Here is a 15,926-nt window from a genome sequence, read left to right on the forward strand (position 1 = left end):
AGCAGGTGAATTCAAATTAATTTTTAACAACTAAAAACATAACCAAAGCAAAAACATAAAATTTTACTATGAAAACATCATACAATTTTTCAAAACTTTTAGCTAAAGCAGGTGTAGCTTTAACACTTGTACCAGGAGTGGTATCAGCACAGGCATGGATTTCAAAACATGGAATGAGTCCGGCAGAATATCAATCAGCTTTCACCACCAACACAGGAAATGGATACAGACTTACACAAGTAGAGGGTTATACTTCAAATGGTGCTGAACAATATATAGCATTATGGGAAAAAGTCTCAGGGGGAACTTATGTAACACAGCATTCAATGACTGCATCGGAATTTCAGACAGCCTTTAATACTTATACTGCACAGGGTTATCGTCTTACTAAAATATCCGGCTATACAGTAAACAATGTTCCTCAGTTTGCTGCAATATGGGAAATAAAATCAGGCGGTGCCTGGGTAGCAAAGCACAATATGACAGCATCGGAATACCAAACAAATTTTAACACATATACAGCTCAGGGGTATCGCCTCAAAGATATTAGCGGATATGTTGTAAACGGAACAGAATACTTTGCTGCTATATGGGAAGTGGCCAGCGGTGGCGCTTGGTTAGCTCAACATAACCTTACAGCTGCTCAATACCAAAGCTCATTTAATACTTATACATCTCAGGGATACTTTTTAAAAGACATCACCGGATACAACAAAAATGGAGTTGATCTTTATGCAGCAGTATGGGAAAAAGTCTCTTCTCCTCTTTGGGGAGCAAGACATGGAATCAGTTCTTTGAATTATCAAAATGCTTTTGATAACTACTACTATCAAGGCTACAGGCCTAAATACTTAAATGCATTTGCTTCCGGATCCAGTGCTAAATTCAATTGCGTATGGACCAACTCTAGCTGGTCAGGAACCGAAATAGCTAAAATTGACAACGCTGTAAACGGATACATGAGCAGCCAGAGCGTAACAGGTTTATCTTTAGCTATCGCTAAAGACGGAAGACTGGTATTTGCAAAAGGATATGGAACCGCCAACAATTCCACAGGAGAAGAACTTGCTCCAAACCACAGCATGCGTATCATGAGTATATCGAAATCAGTAACCTCTGTCGGAATCATGACTTTGATACAAAAAGGACTGATGTCAAAAGATGATGCAGTGTTTGGACCTGGAAGCATTCTTGGATCAAAATACGCTACTCCTGCAGGCAAAGAAAAACTTAACAACATAAGAGTAAGACATTTATTATGGCATACTTCCGGATTGAAACAATGCAATGGAGAAAGTGTTTTCTGGGATGCTAACAAGACACCTGATGATGCGATGGCAGTGCTTTTAGGAGAATCGAATCTAATTGTATATGATACAAGTGAACATTACCTATACTCCAACACTAACTTCTTCATTCTTGAAAGAATCATTGAACAAGTAAGCAAACAAAAATACGAAACGTATATAAGACAAAATGTTCTTGACAAATGCGGAATCGGATCAAGCATGTTTGTTGGTCAATCTAATGGTAACCCAGTTGCTGGTGAGGCTTCTTATTCTCCGCTTACTAAAATGAACCTGCAGCTTTGGGGAGCATTTGGTGGCTGGGTAGCTCGTCCAAAAGATTTACTGAAATTGTTAAACAGAGTCGATGGTACTGCATCTCCTTCAGATATTTTATCTACCACCACACATAACACGATGACAACTATTTCCGGAGTGGATAATCAATCTTATGGATTTGGCTGGATAATAAATGGTAGCATGCAAGCACACAATGGCTGCCATGGCTCTACTAGATCATTCCTGGTTGAATTAGGTAATGGAGTAAGCTATTCCGTAATCATTAATAACACTCCTGTAAACGACGATTGCTCATGGGTTCTCAGAGGTGCGATGGATGCCGGCATAAGTACGATTGCATCATACCCTTCTATAAATTTATTTGACAATACCGGCTCGGGTACACGTGAATATGCAGTAACTTCCGCAGATCAAGGTTTCGATGCAACAATGAATGTGTCTTCTGTGAACAAAGTTGTTGCTTACCCGACATTGAGTTCAGACGGAATCATCAACTTTAACAATGCTTCCGATATCAAATCAATCATTGTAACCGATGTTCTGGGTAACAGAGAATCTCACAAGGCAGGCGATAAGATTCAAACTCAATTGAAAGGCTTATTGATCCTCCACGTTGAGACAGAGCAAGGTAAAGAAACACAAAAAGTAATTGTTGAATAGTTTTGAGTTGGTTGAGTTATTCAGTAAAAGGGAAGCCTCAAGCTTCCCTTTTTTTCATTTTATAATTCCATTTAAATCTATTTCGGGATCAGTGCCATTATAGAAATATACTGAGTCAATACCGTTAGAAATGAAAATTCCCCATTCATTTAAATACTCCGTTGTACTAATAAAATCAGTAGGTTTATCTTTTAATGGGAACTGAAGAATCTTAGAATCGGTATAATCTATTTCCTTATATCCGTTTGTCTCCAAAAATTGCCTTGTTAAACCCTGATAATAATCATTATCCGCAACTACTTCACCCCAGTCATCGTTTGGCATTGTTTTTTGAATGCTATCCAACCAAAATCAGATGGATATTTTTGAAAAAATACCTTACCGGCTTCAACTTTGAAAGTATCTTTCTGAAAGCTGATTTCTTTAGACTCTATCTTTCTTGATTTTTCTGCTACTTCAGCACTTTCCTTAACATACTCAACTTCATCCTTTTGTGTTTGAGTCTTCTCAGAACAGGCAAAGTTTAACAAGATAAGCATTATGCTGACTTTGCTTATATTACTATTTAAATTCATCGTAACATTCCAAAGTTTTTCTGAGTGAAAGGTTATTTATATTCTGTTCCATTGAATTTAAGTATAGTAACTATGGGCTTACCTGGAATATCCTTGTACTTACAATCCCCATTGGATCCTGAAATTGTTGTTACATTAGTAGTAGACTTTATAGTCAAATCATTATAATTATTTGTCTTGCTTTCAGAGATAATTATAACCTTCTTTTTTTCACTGATTTCACCCAGACAATTATCGGTATACTCTCCCTGATATGAGTAAACCTCTGCACTCTTTAAAACTCTTTTAAGCGCACTCCCATCGGGAACAAATAGAGATATGCTTTCCGTTACATAAGGATTATAACGGCTTGAACCTTCAAATTTTATTCTAACCCCAAAAGCTCTCGTATTCATGCCTAATTTATACGGAGCAAAATCAATCTTAATTTCCTTCAAGACTATTGCATCTGAAGTCCAGGCTTCCTTTTCAAAAAATTTATTTAAAATTTTACCAGTATTGCTATCAATTATGAGAATGTAACCATCCAGCAGAAAATATTCATCGCCATCGCGTTCCACTATCTTAGGCACAATTAAAACTGATTTACCTAGGGCATAAGGAATAGACTTTTCAACCACCAGTTGTTTATAACAATCTGATTCTTTGATACTGAGCTGCTGCAATACAGACTTTAAATTTTTACTTTGCGCCTGAGCGGAAAAACAAAAGATGGAAACAAGTAAAAAAGAGAATAGAATTTTTCGAAACATATTAAATTTATCTTGATAGAATTTGTATTTATCCAACAATTAGCTTTCAATTTCTTTTCATCACAATAGCCGTCAAATCATCTCCTCTAAGCATCTCCAGCTTATTTATAACAGTTATAAAGCCATCTTTGAAGTTTTCCGATTTACTTAGGTCAATCATAATCTTATTAAAAACTGCTTTTCTGGCATCATAAAATCCGTCTGTTGCCAGAATAATGATCTCTCCTACCTCAAGTAATTTTTCTGCAATACTGATTGTAATATTGTCTTGTCCTATAACTTTTGTTAATGTCGACTTATCAATCACTCTGAGACCTCCATGCATGAGTACCTTCTCTTTAGTAATGATCGAATCGTCTTTTGTAAGTTGCTCCAGCTTCTCGTCTTTTAGACTATAAATCCTGGAATCTCCAATATTGGAGAAGTAAAGCTTGTTAGTAAAAGCCTGCCATGCTATAACAGAAAGTGTCGAGGCCATCCTCTTGCAATTTCCTTCAATATTGATCACGAACTTATTTGTCTCCGATATACTGCTCAATAATCTTTGGTTAATATCTTGGTTGCCTTCGAGTTTTTTAAAATTCTCCAGAAGCTTTTTACAAGTGGTTTCTGAAGCAAACCAATCGCAGGGTTGCTTGCTTACACCATCTGCAACGATTGCTACTAATATTTGCTCCTCCTCCAGATATTCAAAAATATAGCTATCTCCATTTTTTTCTTTACCTAGGTTTGGGATGGAGTAACCTAAAATGTCAAAAAGAGCACTCATTGATATTATTAAACAATTAAAATTATAATAAAAAAAATCCTGTCTATCCTTTAATCCCTTAGGATCCCGGTTCAGACAAAAAAGCCCCATAAACAGTATTTCCTAAAACACCATTTATGAGGCTTCCCTATAAATATTCTTACAACTACAAACTCTTCAATCTCACTGACACAGCATTCTTATGCGCGTCCAGTGCTTCTGCTGCTGCCATTGTTTCGATAACAGGTCCCAGACATTTTATACCTTCCTTACTTATCGACTGGAATGTGATCTTCTTCACAAAAGAATCTACAGAAACTCCAGAGTACGCCTTTGCATAACCATTCGTAGGAAGCGTATGATTAGTTCCTGAAGCATAGTCACCAGCAGATTCGGGAGTGTAATGCCCTATAAAAACAGAACCTGCATTAATCACTTTACCTGCAAGATCTTCCGCATTGGAAGTCTGAAGAATAAGGTGCTCAGGTGCATATTCATTTACCATCTGCATGATCTCTTTATCATTCTTCAAAATAATACACTTGCTGTTCTCAAGAGATTTTTCAGCAAAACCTTTTCTTGAAAGTTCTTCTGTCTGTTTCTTTACTTCTTCCAGTACTTCAATAGCTTTCTTTTCTGATTTAGTAAAAAGCATCACCTGGCTATCAACTCCATGCTCTGCCTGTGAAAGCAAATCAGAAGCGACGAATGCAGGATTTGCAGAGTCATCGGCTACTACAGCTACCTCAGAAGGCCCGGCTGGCATATCTATTGCTACTCCATCTTTAAATACAAGCTGCTTTGCAGCAGTTACATACTGATTGCCCGGACCAAAAATTTTATACACCTGAGGTACAGTCTCTGTACCATATGCCATTGCAGCAATAGCCTGAGCTCCACCGATCTTGTATATGTTCTTTATACCTAGCAGATTAGCAGTAAATAATATTGCAGGGTGTATTTTTCCATGTTTATTTGGTGGCGTACAAAGAACCTTTTGCTCACAGCCTGCAATATCAGCTGGAATAGCTAACATCAAAATTGTAGAGAACAACGGAGCTGTACCACCTGGAATATAAAAACCTACCTTTTGAATAGGCACTGATTTTCTCCAGCATGTCACTCCTGGAGTTGTTTCCACAACTTTAGTTTCCTCCTTCTGAAAAGAGTGAAACTTCTCTATGTTTTGTCTGGCAGCACGTATAGCGATTTTTAAATCTTCATCAACCAATAGGTTTGCTTCATCTATTTCAAGAGAAGAAACCTTAAAGTCCGCTATATCAACACCGTCAAACTGAGATGTAAATCTTTTTAATGCAATATCCCCCTCGTTCTTTACAGCCTCCAAAACAGGAACAACTCGAGCTTCCAGACTGGCTGTTTCAAAAACAGGTCTTTTTAAAAGGTCTTTCCACTGAGTGGTTTCGGGATATTTTATAATTTTCATTAATTACTTGATAATTTTTTCGATCGGTACTACAAGTATGCCTTCAGCTCCTGCCTCTCTAAGCTTTTCTATTACTCCCCAGAATTCGTTTTCCTTTACCACTGAGTGTAAAGAACTCCATCCTTCTTCTGCAAGTGGCATCACGGTCGGACTTTTTACTCCTGGAAGTAAACTAATAATTCTATCGATAGAATGATTAGGAGCATTCAAGAGAATGTATTTTGTATTTCTCGCATTCTTCACAGCATGAATTCTGAATAACAGGTCATTCAGGATTTTATTTTTTGCCGCTGATAATTGAGGACAAGAAATAAGTATTGCTTCAGAACGAAATACAACCTCCACCTCTTTTAATCCATTACTTATAAGAGTGCTTCCGGAACTCACGATATCGCAAACAGCATCAGAAAGGCCAATGCTTGGAGCAATTTCTACAGAACCGCTTATTTCATGAATAGATGCTCTTACTTTATTTTCAAAAAGGAAATCTGAAAGTATGTTAGGATAAGAAGTGGCTATTTTTAATCCATTCAAGTTACTAACATCCTTATAATCATATGTCTTAAGTACCCCAATAGATAACCTGCAATGAGAAAAGCCAAGTTTTTCTACAAGTTCTACTTTCTTTTTCTTTTCAACAGAAACGTTTTCGCCAACGATCCCAATATCTGCTACACCATCTGCAACATATCCCGGAATATCATCATCTCTTAAGAAGAGTAATTCAACAGGGAAATTAGAAGCAGTAGATTTTAGTTTTCCTCCTCCGTTGCTAAACTCAATCCCACATTCCTTGATAAGTTTTAGTGAATCTTCACTTAGCCTTCCAGACTTCTGCACAGCAAGGCGTAAAATCTCGCTCATAAATTGACTTTTTTTTGGCAAAAATAAATAAAAATAATGGGTTCAGCCCTATTCTTTCCCGAAAGATTACAACACACATAACCAACTATATATCAATACATTTAACTATCTCTTTAACATTTTTTTTCAAAAATTATTTAATTATTAGTGGGCAAGAAACACTTTAATCATATGGAAAGAAGAAAAAAGAGATCGATAAATGCATTGTTGGTCAAGGCCAAGCTGGGAGCCTTAATTTCAAAATCCCCTAAGTATGAAAAGTTTGTGGAGAAAGCAAAATACTATATTAGAAACCCTGATGAGTTGAATAAAATCCTGACTGTAGCTTATAACAAAGCTACCAATCAAAATGCAGAAAGAACATTCGGGGAAATGTGGGGTAAAGTAAAATCAATGTTCAGGCTAATTAGAGCTTCATTGCTAAATGAATACACAGATGTCCCTAAAGTAAAAGTAATTCTAGGCCTGGCGGTGATCCTATATTTTGTTTCTCCGTTTGATATATTTCCGGATTTTCTACCGTTTTTGGGATTTGCTGACGATTTAGTTTTATTTGCATGGTTCCTGAAATATGCTTCGGAAGAAATTGAAAAATTCCAAGCATATGAATCCAGAAAGCTAAATTACTCTAAAACAGCACTGTTCGGTTAATGCCAATAATTCATTCTACGTATAAAGCTCCCTATTTTCTTTTTTCAGAACACCTGGAAACGATTATACCTGCTTTATTTCGGAAGAATGAAAAAATTAAATATCAACGTGAAAGAATAGACACACCAGATCAAGATTTTCTTGATCTGGATTGGTCTTTTAAAGGATCTGATACGCTCATTATTCTTTCTCATGGTCTCGAAGGAAACTCCCAAACTCAGTATATCCTCGGAATGGTTTTTCTATTAAACTCCCTTGGATATGACACTTTAAGCTGGAATTACAGAGGATGCAGCGGTGAAATCAATAAGCTACACAGATTCTATCATAGCGGAGAAACAGGAGATTTGCACTTTGTAATTGATCATGCTATCAGAAAGAAAAACTATTCTAAAGTAGCGCTGATTGGTTTTAGCATAGGAGGAAACATCACCCTCAAATACCTTGGAGAGCAAGGCATTAATCTCAAACCAGAGATTACTTGCAGTGTTAATTTTTCAGTACCATGTCACCTTGCTTCAGGGGCGAAAAAACTCGCAGGCTGGAGTAGCTATGTGTATATGAAAAGATTTTTAAACAGCCTTGAAAAAAAAGTTACAGAAAAATCCAGAATAATGCCTGAGGTAATTAGTGCTGAAGGCTTCGATAAAATAAGAAATTTTCTGGAGTTTGATGAAATGTATACTGCTCCTATACACGGATTTAAGAATGCATTTGAATATTGGGAAAAATGCAGTTCGCTCTATTATCTGAAAAATATCAGAATTCCTACATTATTGGTAAATGCCTGCAATGATCCTTTTTTAACTCCTCATTGCTTCCCGGTAAAGGAAGCCGAAGAAAACCCTCATCTATTCCTTGAAATGCCTGAAAAAGGTGGGCATGTCGGTTTTATAGAAAAAAAAATCAGCGGTATATACTGGTCTGAGAAAAGAGCCGTTGAATTTATCTCTGATTATTTATAACTTGCTGTTGCTTTAAAAGAGCGCCTCAACTTATGTGCGGAAGATACTCCCTAACCTCTTCAATAGAAAAATTAGCAAAACGTTTTAATATAAAAGTGACTGATGAATTCAGGCCACGGTTCAATGCTGCACCAACACAATTGTTGCCAGTCATTACGAACAGGAACCCGACTGAAACTTCATTTATGAAATGGGGACTTATCCCCAATTGGTCTCTTGATGATTCTGCTTCTACCAATCTGATTAATGCCAGATCGGAAACCATTTTAACTAAAGGTCCTTTCAAACAAATCATCAAAAGCCATCGCTGCTTGATTCCTGCAGATGGTTTTTATGAGTGGAAAAAAGCAGGTAAAGCAAAAGTACCTCATAGAATCACGCTTTCCAGTGATGAAATTTTTACGTTTGCTGGCCTTTGGGATTCATGGGAAGATAAGAAAGGTGATATCATTAACTCCTTTACTGTTATCACTACCAATGCTAATTCTTTGATGTCTGAGATACATGAAAGAATGCCAGTAATATTGCCGAAAGAATTAGAAAAAGAATGGATAAAGATGGACTTATCGGAAAGTGAAGTTACTGAGCTATTAAAACCTTATCCTTCAGACAAGATGAGTTACTATAAAGCACATCGTGCTGTAAACTCAGCTATGTATGATACTCCGGAGTGCATCCAAATGGCGCCCAAAATCTATCCGGGTGAAAGTTTTAATTTATTTGAATAATTAAAAATTAATAACCCGAAAGTTTTCTCCGCTTATTCATGGAGAAAGCTTTCAGCGGTTTCTTGTCTTCATTTTTCTGAAGCATTTCATATAACTTCAGAAAGACTCCATTAGTCCACCCAAATCCATCCTGTAAAGGATACTCTCCCCCTCCACCCTTTACTCCAGGATCTTTTACATTATACTTTTCAAGCATTTTTCCTGTCATTTTAAAAACTCCATCATTGAGCTTTACCCATTTTTCGGCAATTTCAGTTGCTTCTGCAGAATAGCCATAATTGGACAATCCCTTAATTACCATATACTGCAATGGAGCCCAACCATTAGAATAGTCCCATTGTTGAGCCGTTTTATTCAAGGTTGTAAACAAACCTCCCCTGCTTAAAAAGTTATTCAAAAACTCATTCTTCACTCGTCTTGCTTTCTTTTTACTACATACTTCAAAAAATAATGGAGAACCTGAAGCTAGTGATTTTACAGGAGTATTGATTTGCTTGGTAAAATCGTAATCAAAGAAGAACTTCTCCTTTTTATTCCAACAGTATTTATTAATGGCCTTTTTTCTTTTGCTTGCCAGACTGCGATAATATTTTGCTTTATCATTATCCCCTGCTTTTTCATAGACATCAGATATCGTTTGTTCCAAATGAAAAAGGAGACAATTAAGATCAACGGGAATTATATCTGTTGTATGTATTGTCTCAAGCTTTTGAGATTCATCAAGCCACCTGCTGCTAAAGTCCCAGCCTGATTCACAGGCAGCTCTTACGTTTCTGAACAGGTCTTCCTTTTTCCTATCAGTGTTTAAAGACAATAATATATCTTCCCTATAAGCTTCAGGTCTTGGCTCTGCGAGATCATCCCAATATCTGTTTAATACTTGTTTTCCATTCAGCTTTACTACTCTTCTGTATGAGCTATTACGAGAGGTAATGGAGTCTTTTCCATTCATCCAGAACTCATATTCTTTTATTAGATCCGAAAGATAAAAATTAAGAATAGTATCGCATTTTTGACTTGCCAGCAATTCAACCATTAATGAAAAAAAAGGTGGTTGTGATCTGCTTAAATAATAAGATCTATTACCATTTGGCACAAAACCTGAATGCTTTATGAGAAAAGAAAAGTTAGACACCATATTTTGTATAAGAACGGTATCATTGGAAACTTGTAATCCCAGCATGGTAAAATAACTATCCCAATAATAAATTTCCCTGAACCTACCACCAGGCACCACATAAGAATAAGGAAGAGGTATCAGAGAAGAGTTAAGGATTGTGTCAGGTATGCGAGTTAGCAATGGCCAAAGATCTTCAACATGCTGTCTGGTTGACATTGCGGTATCACTTAGATAATTTGTGGATGGCGTACAAGGCTTCAAAAAATGAATTGAGACAAATTTACTAAGGTCAAAGTCAGGAGATTTTTTTTCACGATAATAGTTTTTGAGAATAGTGTCCGGATCATAAATTGGAATACAGTCAACAAATGTTTTGGAGTCTTCAAATACCTGTTGCATCTGCACTACCTCAAACAATTCACCATAAATTTTATCCGGACTTTTCTGAGCGGAGACACTATAAAATAGTAGAATAAAAAAAGACAAAAACCAGCAGTTGCGCATGTTTCAATAGATAAAAGAAGGTACAATTTCATGTCACTCGAAGCCAAGACCTACTGAAGGAAATTTTCAAAAGCTAAAAGCCAGTTCATGATTTTTCAAAACATGATAATGTAGATTTGAAAATACGACAACAAGTATGTCTTAGGCTTTTTTATTAACACCCATACTGTTTGCAGAACTTGAGCCTGTTTTCTCTTATGCTTTTCTGCAACTCTTCATTTTCCTTAATTATTAAATCAATATCCCTCTTTTCCCTTACCTCAATCGTTTCACTTTTAGAGGATTTTACCGCGGGTTTCTGACTTTTCATACCAATGCATTTTCTTTGTTAACTCACTAAACCAGCAATTAGTTAAAATGATTTTATAAACAGATACTATTGCAAGGCAATAATTGTTATTTTTACAGAAAAAGGAAAAAAATGTCTGACAGACTGAAACAATTTGAAGCTCAGCTTTTGGCTGGATATACTTTTAAAGGTGAACAGATTAAGTTAGGTGCAGCCTTACTTGATGGAGATGTTGTAAATGGAACAATGATTTCTTTACCCTTAAAAACCATGAACCGTCATGGTTTAATTGCTGGGGCCACCGGTACAGGTAAAACCAAAACACTTCAAACAATTGCAGAAGGCCTGTCAGAGCATGGCGTACCCGTGCTCATGATGGATATCAAAGGAGATCTTAGCGGAATTGCAGCTGCCGGAGAGACTAATCCGAAAATTGAAGAAAGACAACAAAAGATAGCTATTCCGTTTACTCCCAAGAAATTTCCAGTTGAGTTACTAAGCCTTTCTGGTGAAAAGGGTGTAAGACTAAGAGCTACTGTTTCAGAATTTGGCCCTGTACTATTCAGCAAAATCCTGGATCTTAATGATACTCAAAGCGGAATTGTTTCCCTTATCTTCAAATATTGTGATGATGAACGTCTTCCTCTTCTTGATCTAAAAGATTTTAAGTCAGTTCTTCAGCACATAGGCAATGAAGGGAAAGAAAATATTCAGAAAAAATATGGGACTATCTCCTCTGCCTCAACGGGAACAATCCTTAGAAAAATTATCGAGCTTGAACAGCAAGGTGCCGAGAAGTTCTTCGGTGAAAAATCATTTGAAGTTGAAGACCTTGTAAGGCTTGATAAAGATGGCAAAGGTTATGTTTCCATCATTCGCTTAACCGACATACAGGATAAGCCTAAATTGTTCAGCACATTTATGCTAAGCCTGCTTGCAGAGATCTATGCTACTTTTCCTGAGTCCGGAGATCTTGAAAAACCCAAGCTTGTACTTTTTATTGACGAAGCTCATCTAATATTTGATGAAGCCAGTAAAGCACTGCTTGATCAAATAGAGGCAATCATTAAGCTTATAAGATCCAAAGGTGTTGGAATATTTTTCTGTACACAGAACCCTTCTGACATTCCACAGGCTATTCTTGGACAGCTGGGCATGAAGGTACAACATGCGTTAAGAGCCTTCACTGCCAATGATAGAAAAATGATTCGTCTTACTGCAGAAAACTATCCGCTTACTGACTTTTACAAAACAGAAGAATTGCTTACTTCACTAGGAATCGGAGAAGCAATGGTAACAGTACTGAGCGAAAAAGGAACACCTACTCCACTGGCTGCAGTGCTGCTAAGGTCACCACAATCACGTATGAATATTCTCTCAGCAGCCGAAACAGATGAGCTTATAAAAAATTCACCACTGGTTGAGAAATATAATTCTGTGATTGACAGAAAGAGTGCTTACGAAATGCTCACAGAAAAAATCCATTCAAAGGATAAAGAAACTGATCAGGAAGAAGAACCGGCAGAAGTCACCAAAGAGAAAAGCAGAAGAAAAGAAAAAAGCACACTTGAAGAAGTCATGGATAGCAGAATAACCCGCGACATTGGGAGAACTATATTCAGAGAGCTTACAAGAGGATTATTAGGAGTGCTGGGGGTATCATCCTCATCGAGAAGAAGAAGATAATTAATACTTACCTATGCAGTTATGAAGCCTAAAAAAGTAGTTGTTATCGGAGGTGGAGCCGCAGGCTTTTTCGGGGCTATATCCTGTGCAAGGTTTAATCCCGAAGCTGAAATTACTTTGCTTGAAAAGAGCAATAAGTTTTTATCAAAAGTAAAAGTATCCGGAGGAGGAAGATGTAATGTTACGAACGGATGCTTTGACATAAATTTACTTCTGAAAGGTTATCCCAGAGGAGGCAAAGTTCTTAAGTATACCTTTCAACAGTTTTCGGTAAAAGATACTATTGGGTGGTTTGAATCCAGAGGAGCAGAATTAAAGCAGGAAGAAGACGGAAGAATATTTCCCCAGTCGGATAATTCACAAACCATCATAGATTGTCTCATCCGCGAAGCCCGTGTTATGGGAGTAAAATTAATGGAAGGCTTTGGTACGAAGAGTATCAGAAAAAATGAAACCGGTGGCTTTTCCATACAGCTATTCGGAGGCGAGTCACTATATTGCGATGAAATACTCATTGCAACTGGAGGTAATCCAAATCAAGAATCTTATCAGTGGTTAAAAGACTTAGGACATGAAATAAAAGAGCCGGTCCCGTCTTTATTCACTTTTAATGTCCCTGATTCACCTTTCAGAGATTTACAAGGGATAAGTGTCCCATTGGCAAAAGTAAGGGTCACAGGTTCTAAACTAGAGGAAACAGGACCAGTTCTCATCACCCACTGGGGGCTCAGCGGGCCAGCTGTATTAAGACTTTCGGCCTGGGGAGCACGAGAGCTTGCTCAGGAACAGTATCGTTTTATAGCTCATGTAAACTGGATTTCCGGCAATGAAGAAAGCTTAAGATCTACTTTATCTGAAATAAAATTACTCCATCCTAAAAAAACAGTTATAGGGCATCCATTTTTTAACCTTCCCAGAAGGTTATGGGAAAGAATATGTGAATTATCAGATATCTCAACGGGGCTGAAATGGGTAGATATGCCTAAGAAAAACATGAATAAACTTTTGGAGAACCTGTTACGAAGTGAATTCGGAGTAAAAGGAAAAACGACATTTAAAGAAGAGTTTGTTACTTGTGGCGGTGTGAGTCTGGACAGTATCGATATTCATACCATGGAAAGCAAATCATGCCCAGGACTTTTTTTTGCAGGAGAAGTATTAGATATAGACGGAATTACCGGAGGCTATAACTTCCAAGCGGCATGGTCAACTGGATTTGTGGCAGGAAAATCCATTGCAGAAAAGTAAATCTATTTATAATCTTCAAGCCACTGTAAGGCTTTATTCTCTTCTGTGAAAAGCTTTACAGGAACCTTAGCTGGCTTAAGAAGGATAAATGTATTTCCAAGTATTTTCTGAACGTGACTTTTTATTAATATAGCTACAGCTGAAGCTCCGAGAAATCCAATATCACTGGCAAGGTATTTTTTAGCCCCATTATAGACATAGACTGTTTCCCTCGCATCTACAAACCCGGGATATGTTTTTCCCTCTATCAATTTTAGTCTGTATTGCACAAGCTTTTCAGCCATTTCCATGTCGATTATCATTCCTTTATGATATCGATACTTTACCACCCCATCTTCCAACCATAGCTCAAAATATTCATCCCTTATTATATCCATCACCTTTTCTTAAAATTTTATTAAAAATATTTCTTTCTTCTGTAAACCATAAATAATTTATTTAGTATTACAATCCTTATAATAATGAAACCAGAAAATGAAGAAATTACTCTCTTTATCAACCAAAGCACCGGAAAAATTTGAAAAAGAAAAAATTAAAAAGCTCATTCCTGAACTATCAGAGGCGATTTCTGATTTTCAAAAAATATTATATGCCCAATCAAAATATAGCCTTTTAGTAATCCTTCAAGGACTTGACGCGTCCGGGAAAGATGGACTTGTCAGTACCGTTTTTCATGGAGTCAATCCACTTGGTTGTGATGTGAAATCATTTAAAGCACCAACAAAAGAAGAATTATCCTATGACTTTTTATGGAGAGTGCACAATGCGGTACCTCCCAAAGGACAAATATATATTTTCAACAGATCCCATTATGAAGATGTACTGGTTCCCATTGTAGAAGGATGGATTGACAAAGATGAGCTTAAAAACAGATTTGAGCATATCAATAATTTTGAGAAACTCCTTCGGGATAATGGTACAGTAATATTGAAATTTTACCTGCACGTTTCAAAGAAAGAACAGAAAAAACGGCTGAAGGAAAGAAAAACCAATCCTAAGAAGTTTTGGAAGCATAATGATGGAGATTGGGAAACTGCCAAAAAATTTGACCATTATCTAGAAGCATATGAGGAAGTTTTCAAGCATTGTAAAGCTCCAGAATGGAATATTATACCTTCTGATCAAAATTGGTATAAGGAGTATCTGGTTGCGAAGAAAATAAAAGAAACATTAGAAGGAATGAACCTGGAATATCCTGGATTGGAAAAATAAAATCCATAAGGATTCCCTCATGTTTTTTAGAAGAAATTATGGAGTATAAAAAAACAAAGAATTATAAGTTTTCATCAATTAAAATTTCTTACAAAATTGATATTATAATTTATAAAAAAATTATCCTTTTTAAAGAAAAAGTTTCACTTTCTAGGCCGTCATTATGGCACAAATTTAAAAGTTACAACACCCTATATTTCAAGGACAACCATTAATAAAAATAAAAAAAATACAAATTTTAACATAAATAACATAAGGAAAAACACTTATAAGGAAATAGATAATTTTACTTTATTTACCAGCATTTTCACTACATTTATCCGGAGAAAATTCTATTTAATAGAAAATTAGGAAAATATACTTTTCAGGAGTTAAATGCTTACGGTTTTTTAGTTAAATTTATAATATGATCTGTAGAGGGAAAGACACTATACGATCTGAATTTTTGCAAAGTTTCAAATAAAAATGTAAAAAAATTAAAGGGAATTTTTAAAATCTATTTTTATGAAAAAAACTATACTAGCAGTTGACGATGCGAAATCCATTTTAACAATCATCTATTATTTCTTTAATGAAAAATATGAGGTGATTAAAAAGAATAATGGAAAGGAAGCATTGGATTGGATGCAACAGGGAAACATTCCTGATATTATTATTACTGATATCAATATGCCTGAAATGGGTGGTCAGGAGTTTATGGAACAACTTCAAGCCAGCGGATTTTACAGACATATTCCTGTAATTGTACTATCAGCAATGGACAATAGCGCCGAAAAAGTTAAATTTCTGGGATTAGGAGCTCACGACTATGTTGTAAAGCCATTTAATCCTGAAGAACTTGAATTAAGAATTTCAAATACTTTAAGGATATCTGAAAGGGCTTTGGCGTAA

17 protein-coding genes are annotated in these 15,926 nt (G+C 36.3%); 8 read left to right on the forward strand and 9 right to left on the reverse strand.

Going from position 1 to position 15,926, the window contains the following annotated elements:
• Positions 1-68 precede the first annotated feature (68 nt).
• Positions 69-2,246 (forward strand): serine hydrolase, encoded by a 2,178-nt coding sequence (locus J7604_RS11215; RefSeq protein ID WP_293895668.1) that lies wholly within the window; start codon positions 69-71, stop codon positions 2,244-2,246.
• A gap of 54 nt (positions 2,247-2,300) precedes the next feature.
• Here the strand turns inward: J7604_RS11215 and J7604_RS11220 are convergent, their stop codons facing one another.
• The 6 genes from J7604_RS11220 to hisG form a co-directional block, all read right to left on the reverse strand.
• Entirely contained in the window at positions 2,301-2,570 is a 270-nt protein-coding gene (locus J7604_RS11220) for a hypothetical protein (protein ID WP_293895671.1), read from the reverse strand.
• Positions 2,543-2,785: a hypothetical protein gene (locus J7604_RS11225; protein WP_293895674.1), complete on the reverse strand. Its 243-nt coding sequence runs from the start codon at positions 2,783-2,785 to the stop codon at positions 2,543-2,545. The genes J7604_RS11220 and J7604_RS11225 overlap by 28 nt, the downstream gene beginning before the upstream one ends.
• A 68-nt stretch (positions 2,786-2,853) precedes the next feature.
• Complete coding sequence (locus J7604_RS11230) at positions 2,854-3,573, reverse strand: hypothetical protein (RefSeq protein ID WP_293895677.1); 720 nt, start codon at positions 3,571-3,573, stop codon at positions 2,854-2,856.
• 46 nt (positions 3,574-3,619) lie between these two features.
• Positions 3,620-4,342: a protein phosphatase 2C domain-containing protein gene (locus J7604_RS11235; RefSeq protein WP_293895680.1), complete on the reverse strand. Its 723-nt coding sequence runs from the start codon at positions 4,340-4,342 to the stop codon at positions 3,620-3,622.
• Between the two features lie 145 nt (positions 4,343-4,487).
• On the reverse strand, positions 4,488-5,768 hold the full coding sequence (gene hisD / locus J7604_RS11240) for a histidinol dehydrogenase (RefSeq protein WP_293895682.1): 1,281 nt from the start codon (positions 5,766-5,768) through the stop codon (positions 4,488-4,490).
• A 3-nt stretch (positions 5,769-5,771) separates the two neighbouring features.
• Positions 5,772-6,632 carry an ATP phosphoribosyltransferase gene (gene hisG / locus J7604_RS11245; RefSeq protein ID WP_293895684.1) on the reverse strand — a complete coding sequence of 287 codons (861 nt, stop codon included), beginning with the start codon at positions 6,630-6,632 and terminating at the stop codon, positions 5,772-5,774.
• A gap of 171 nt (positions 6,633-6,803) precedes the next feature.
• On the opposite strand from hisG, the gene J7604_RS11250 reads away from it, so the two are divergent.
• From J7604_RS11250 to J7604_RS11260, 3 genes are read left to right on the forward strand one after another with little or no spacing between them, the layout of a single operon-like run.
• On the forward strand, positions 6,804-7,283 hold the full coding sequence (locus J7604_RS11250) for a YkvA family protein (protein WP_293895687.1): 480 nt from the start codon (positions 6,804-6,806) through the stop codon (positions 7,281-7,283).
• Positions 7,283-8,248, forward strand: a complete 966-nt coding sequence (locus tag J7604_RS11255) for an alpha/beta fold hydrolase (protein WP_293895690.1) — start codon at positions 7,283-7,285, stop codon at positions 8,246-8,248. Before J7604_RS11250 ends, J7604_RS11255 begins: the two co-directional genes overlap by 1 nt.
• 32 nt (positions 8,249-8,280) lie before the next feature.
• Positions 8,281-8,976, forward strand: coding sequence for an SOS response-associated peptidase (locus J7604_RS11260; RefSeq protein WP_293895693.1), 696 nt, complete (start codon positions 8,281-8,283; stop codon positions 8,974-8,976).
• A gap of 7 nt (positions 8,977-8,983) precedes the next feature.
• Here the strand turns inward: J7604_RS11260 and treF are convergent, their stop codons facing one another.
• Together treF and J7604_RS11270 are read right to left on the reverse strand one after the other, a co-directional pair.
• Positions 8,984-10,582, reverse strand: coding sequence for an alpha,alpha-trehalase TreF (treF, locus tag J7604_RS11265; RefSeq protein WP_293895696.1), 1,599 nt, complete (start codon positions 10,580-10,582; stop codon positions 8,984-8,986).
• Between the two features lie 172 nt (positions 10,583-10,754).
• Positions 10,755-10,910, reverse strand: coding sequence for a hypothetical protein (locus J7604_RS11270; protein WP_293895699.1), 156 nt, complete (start codon positions 10,908-10,910; stop codon positions 10,755-10,757).
• Between the two features lie 111 nt (positions 10,911-11,021).
• Between J7604_RS11270 and J7604_RS11275 the strand changes: the two genes are divergently transcribed.
• Both J7604_RS11275 and J7604_RS11280 read left to right on the forward strand, forming a co-directional pair.
• Complete coding sequence (locus tag J7604_RS11275) at positions 11,022-12,575, forward strand: helicase HerA-like domain-containing protein (RefSeq protein WP_293895702.1); 1,554 nt, start codon at positions 11,022-11,024, stop codon at positions 12,573-12,575.
• 21 nt (positions 12,576-12,596) lie between these two features.
• Complete coding sequence (locus J7604_RS11280) at positions 12,597-13,823, forward strand: NAD(P)/FAD-dependent oxidoreductase (protein ID WP_293895705.1); 1,227 nt, start codon at positions 12,597-12,599, stop codon at positions 13,821-13,823.
• Positions 13,824-13,825: 2 nt separating this feature from the next.
• On the opposite strand, the gene J7604_RS11285 is transcribed toward J7604_RS11280, so the two are convergent.
• Positions 13,826-14,200: a hypothetical protein gene (locus J7604_RS11285; protein ID WP_293895708.1), complete on the reverse strand. Its 375-nt coding sequence runs from the start codon at positions 14,198-14,200 to the stop codon at positions 13,826-13,828.
• A 97-nt stretch (positions 14,201-14,297) separates the two neighbouring features.
• Between J7604_RS11285 and J7604_RS11290 the strand changes: the two genes are divergently transcribed.
• Positions 14,298-15,035, forward strand: coding sequence for a PPK2 family polyphosphate kinase (locus tag J7604_RS11290; RefSeq protein ID WP_293895711.1), 738 nt, complete (start codon positions 14,298-14,300; stop codon positions 15,033-15,035).
• Positions 15,036-15,539: 504 nt separating this feature from the next.
• Positions 15,540-15,926, forward strand: coding sequence for a response regulator (locus J7604_RS11295; protein ID WP_028982245.1), 387 nt, complete (start codon positions 15,540-15,542; stop codon positions 15,924-15,926).

It is taken from the genome of Sporocytophaga sp., from assembly GCF_017745095.1.
Classification (GTDB): domain Bacteria; phylum Bacteroidota; class Bacteroidia; order Cytophagales; family Cytophagaceae; genus Sporocytophaga.

What these genes read in the sequence shown, in the direction of transcription:
- J7604_RS11215 (WP_293895668.1), top strand. Translation starts at nt 69, where the DNA reads ATGAAAACATCATACAATTTTTCAAAACTTTTAGCTAAAGCAGGTGTA.
- J7604_RS11220 (WP_293895671.1), bottom strand. Translation starts at nt 2,570, where the DNA reads ATGCCAAACGATGACTGGGGTGAAGTAGTTGCGGATAATGATTATTAT.
- J7604_RS11225 (WP_293895674.1), bottom strand. Translation starts at nt 2,785, where the DNA reads ATGCTTATCTTGTTAAACTTTGCCTGTTCTGAGAAGACTCAAACACAA.
- J7604_RS11230 (WP_293895677.1), bottom strand. Translation starts at nt 3,573, where the DNA reads ATGTTTCGAAAAATTCTATTCTCTTTTTTACTTGTTTCCATCTTTTGT.
- J7604_RS11235 (WP_293895680.1), bottom strand. Translation starts at nt 4,342, where the DNA reads ATGAGTGCTCTTTTTGACATTTTAGGTTACTCCATCCCAAACCTAGGT.
- hisD (WP_293895682.1), bottom strand. Translation starts at nt 5,768, where the DNA reads ATGAAAATTATAAAATATCCCGAAACCACTCAGTGGAAAGACCTTTTA.
- hisG (WP_293895684.1), bottom strand. Translation starts at nt 6,632, where the DNA reads ATGAGCGAGATTTTACGCCTTGCTGTGCAGAAGTCTGGAAGGCTAAGT.
- J7604_RS11250 (WP_293895687.1), top strand. Translation starts at nt 6,804, where the DNA reads ATGGAAAGAAGAAAAAAGAGATCGATAAATGCATTGTTGGTCAAGGCC.
- J7604_RS11255 (WP_293895690.1), top strand. Translation starts at nt 7,283, where the DNA reads ATGCCAATAATTCATTCTACGTATAAAGCTCCCTATTTTCTTTTTTCA.
- J7604_RS11260 (WP_293895693.1), top strand. Translation starts at nt 8,281, where the DNA reads ATGTGCGGAAGATACTCCCTAACCTCTTCAATAGAAAAATTAGCAAAA.
- J7604_RS11270 (WP_293895699.1), bottom strand. Translation starts at nt 10,910, where the DNA reads ATGAAAAGTCAGAAACCCGCGGTAAAATCCTCTAAAAGTGAAACGATT.
- J7604_RS11275 (WP_293895702.1), top strand. Translation starts at nt 11,022, where the DNA reads ATGTCTGACAGACTGAAACAATTTGAAGCTCAGCTTTTGGCTGGATAT.
- J7604_RS11280 (WP_293895705.1), top strand. Translation starts at nt 12,597, where the DNA reads ATGAAGCCTAAAAAAGTAGTTGTTATCGGAGGTGGAGCCGCAGGCTTT.
- J7604_RS11285 (WP_293895708.1), bottom strand. Translation starts at nt 14,200, where the DNA reads ATGGATATAATAAGGGATGAATATTTTGAGCTATGGTTGGAAGATGGG.
- J7604_RS11290 (WP_293895711.1), top strand. Translation starts at nt 14,298, where the DNA reads ATGAAGAAATTACTCTCTTTATCAACCAAAGCACCGGAAAAATTTGAA.
- J7604_RS11295 (WP_028982245.1), top strand. Translation starts at nt 15,540, where the DNA reads ATGAAAAAAACTATACTAGCAGTTGACGATGCGAAATCCATTTTAACA.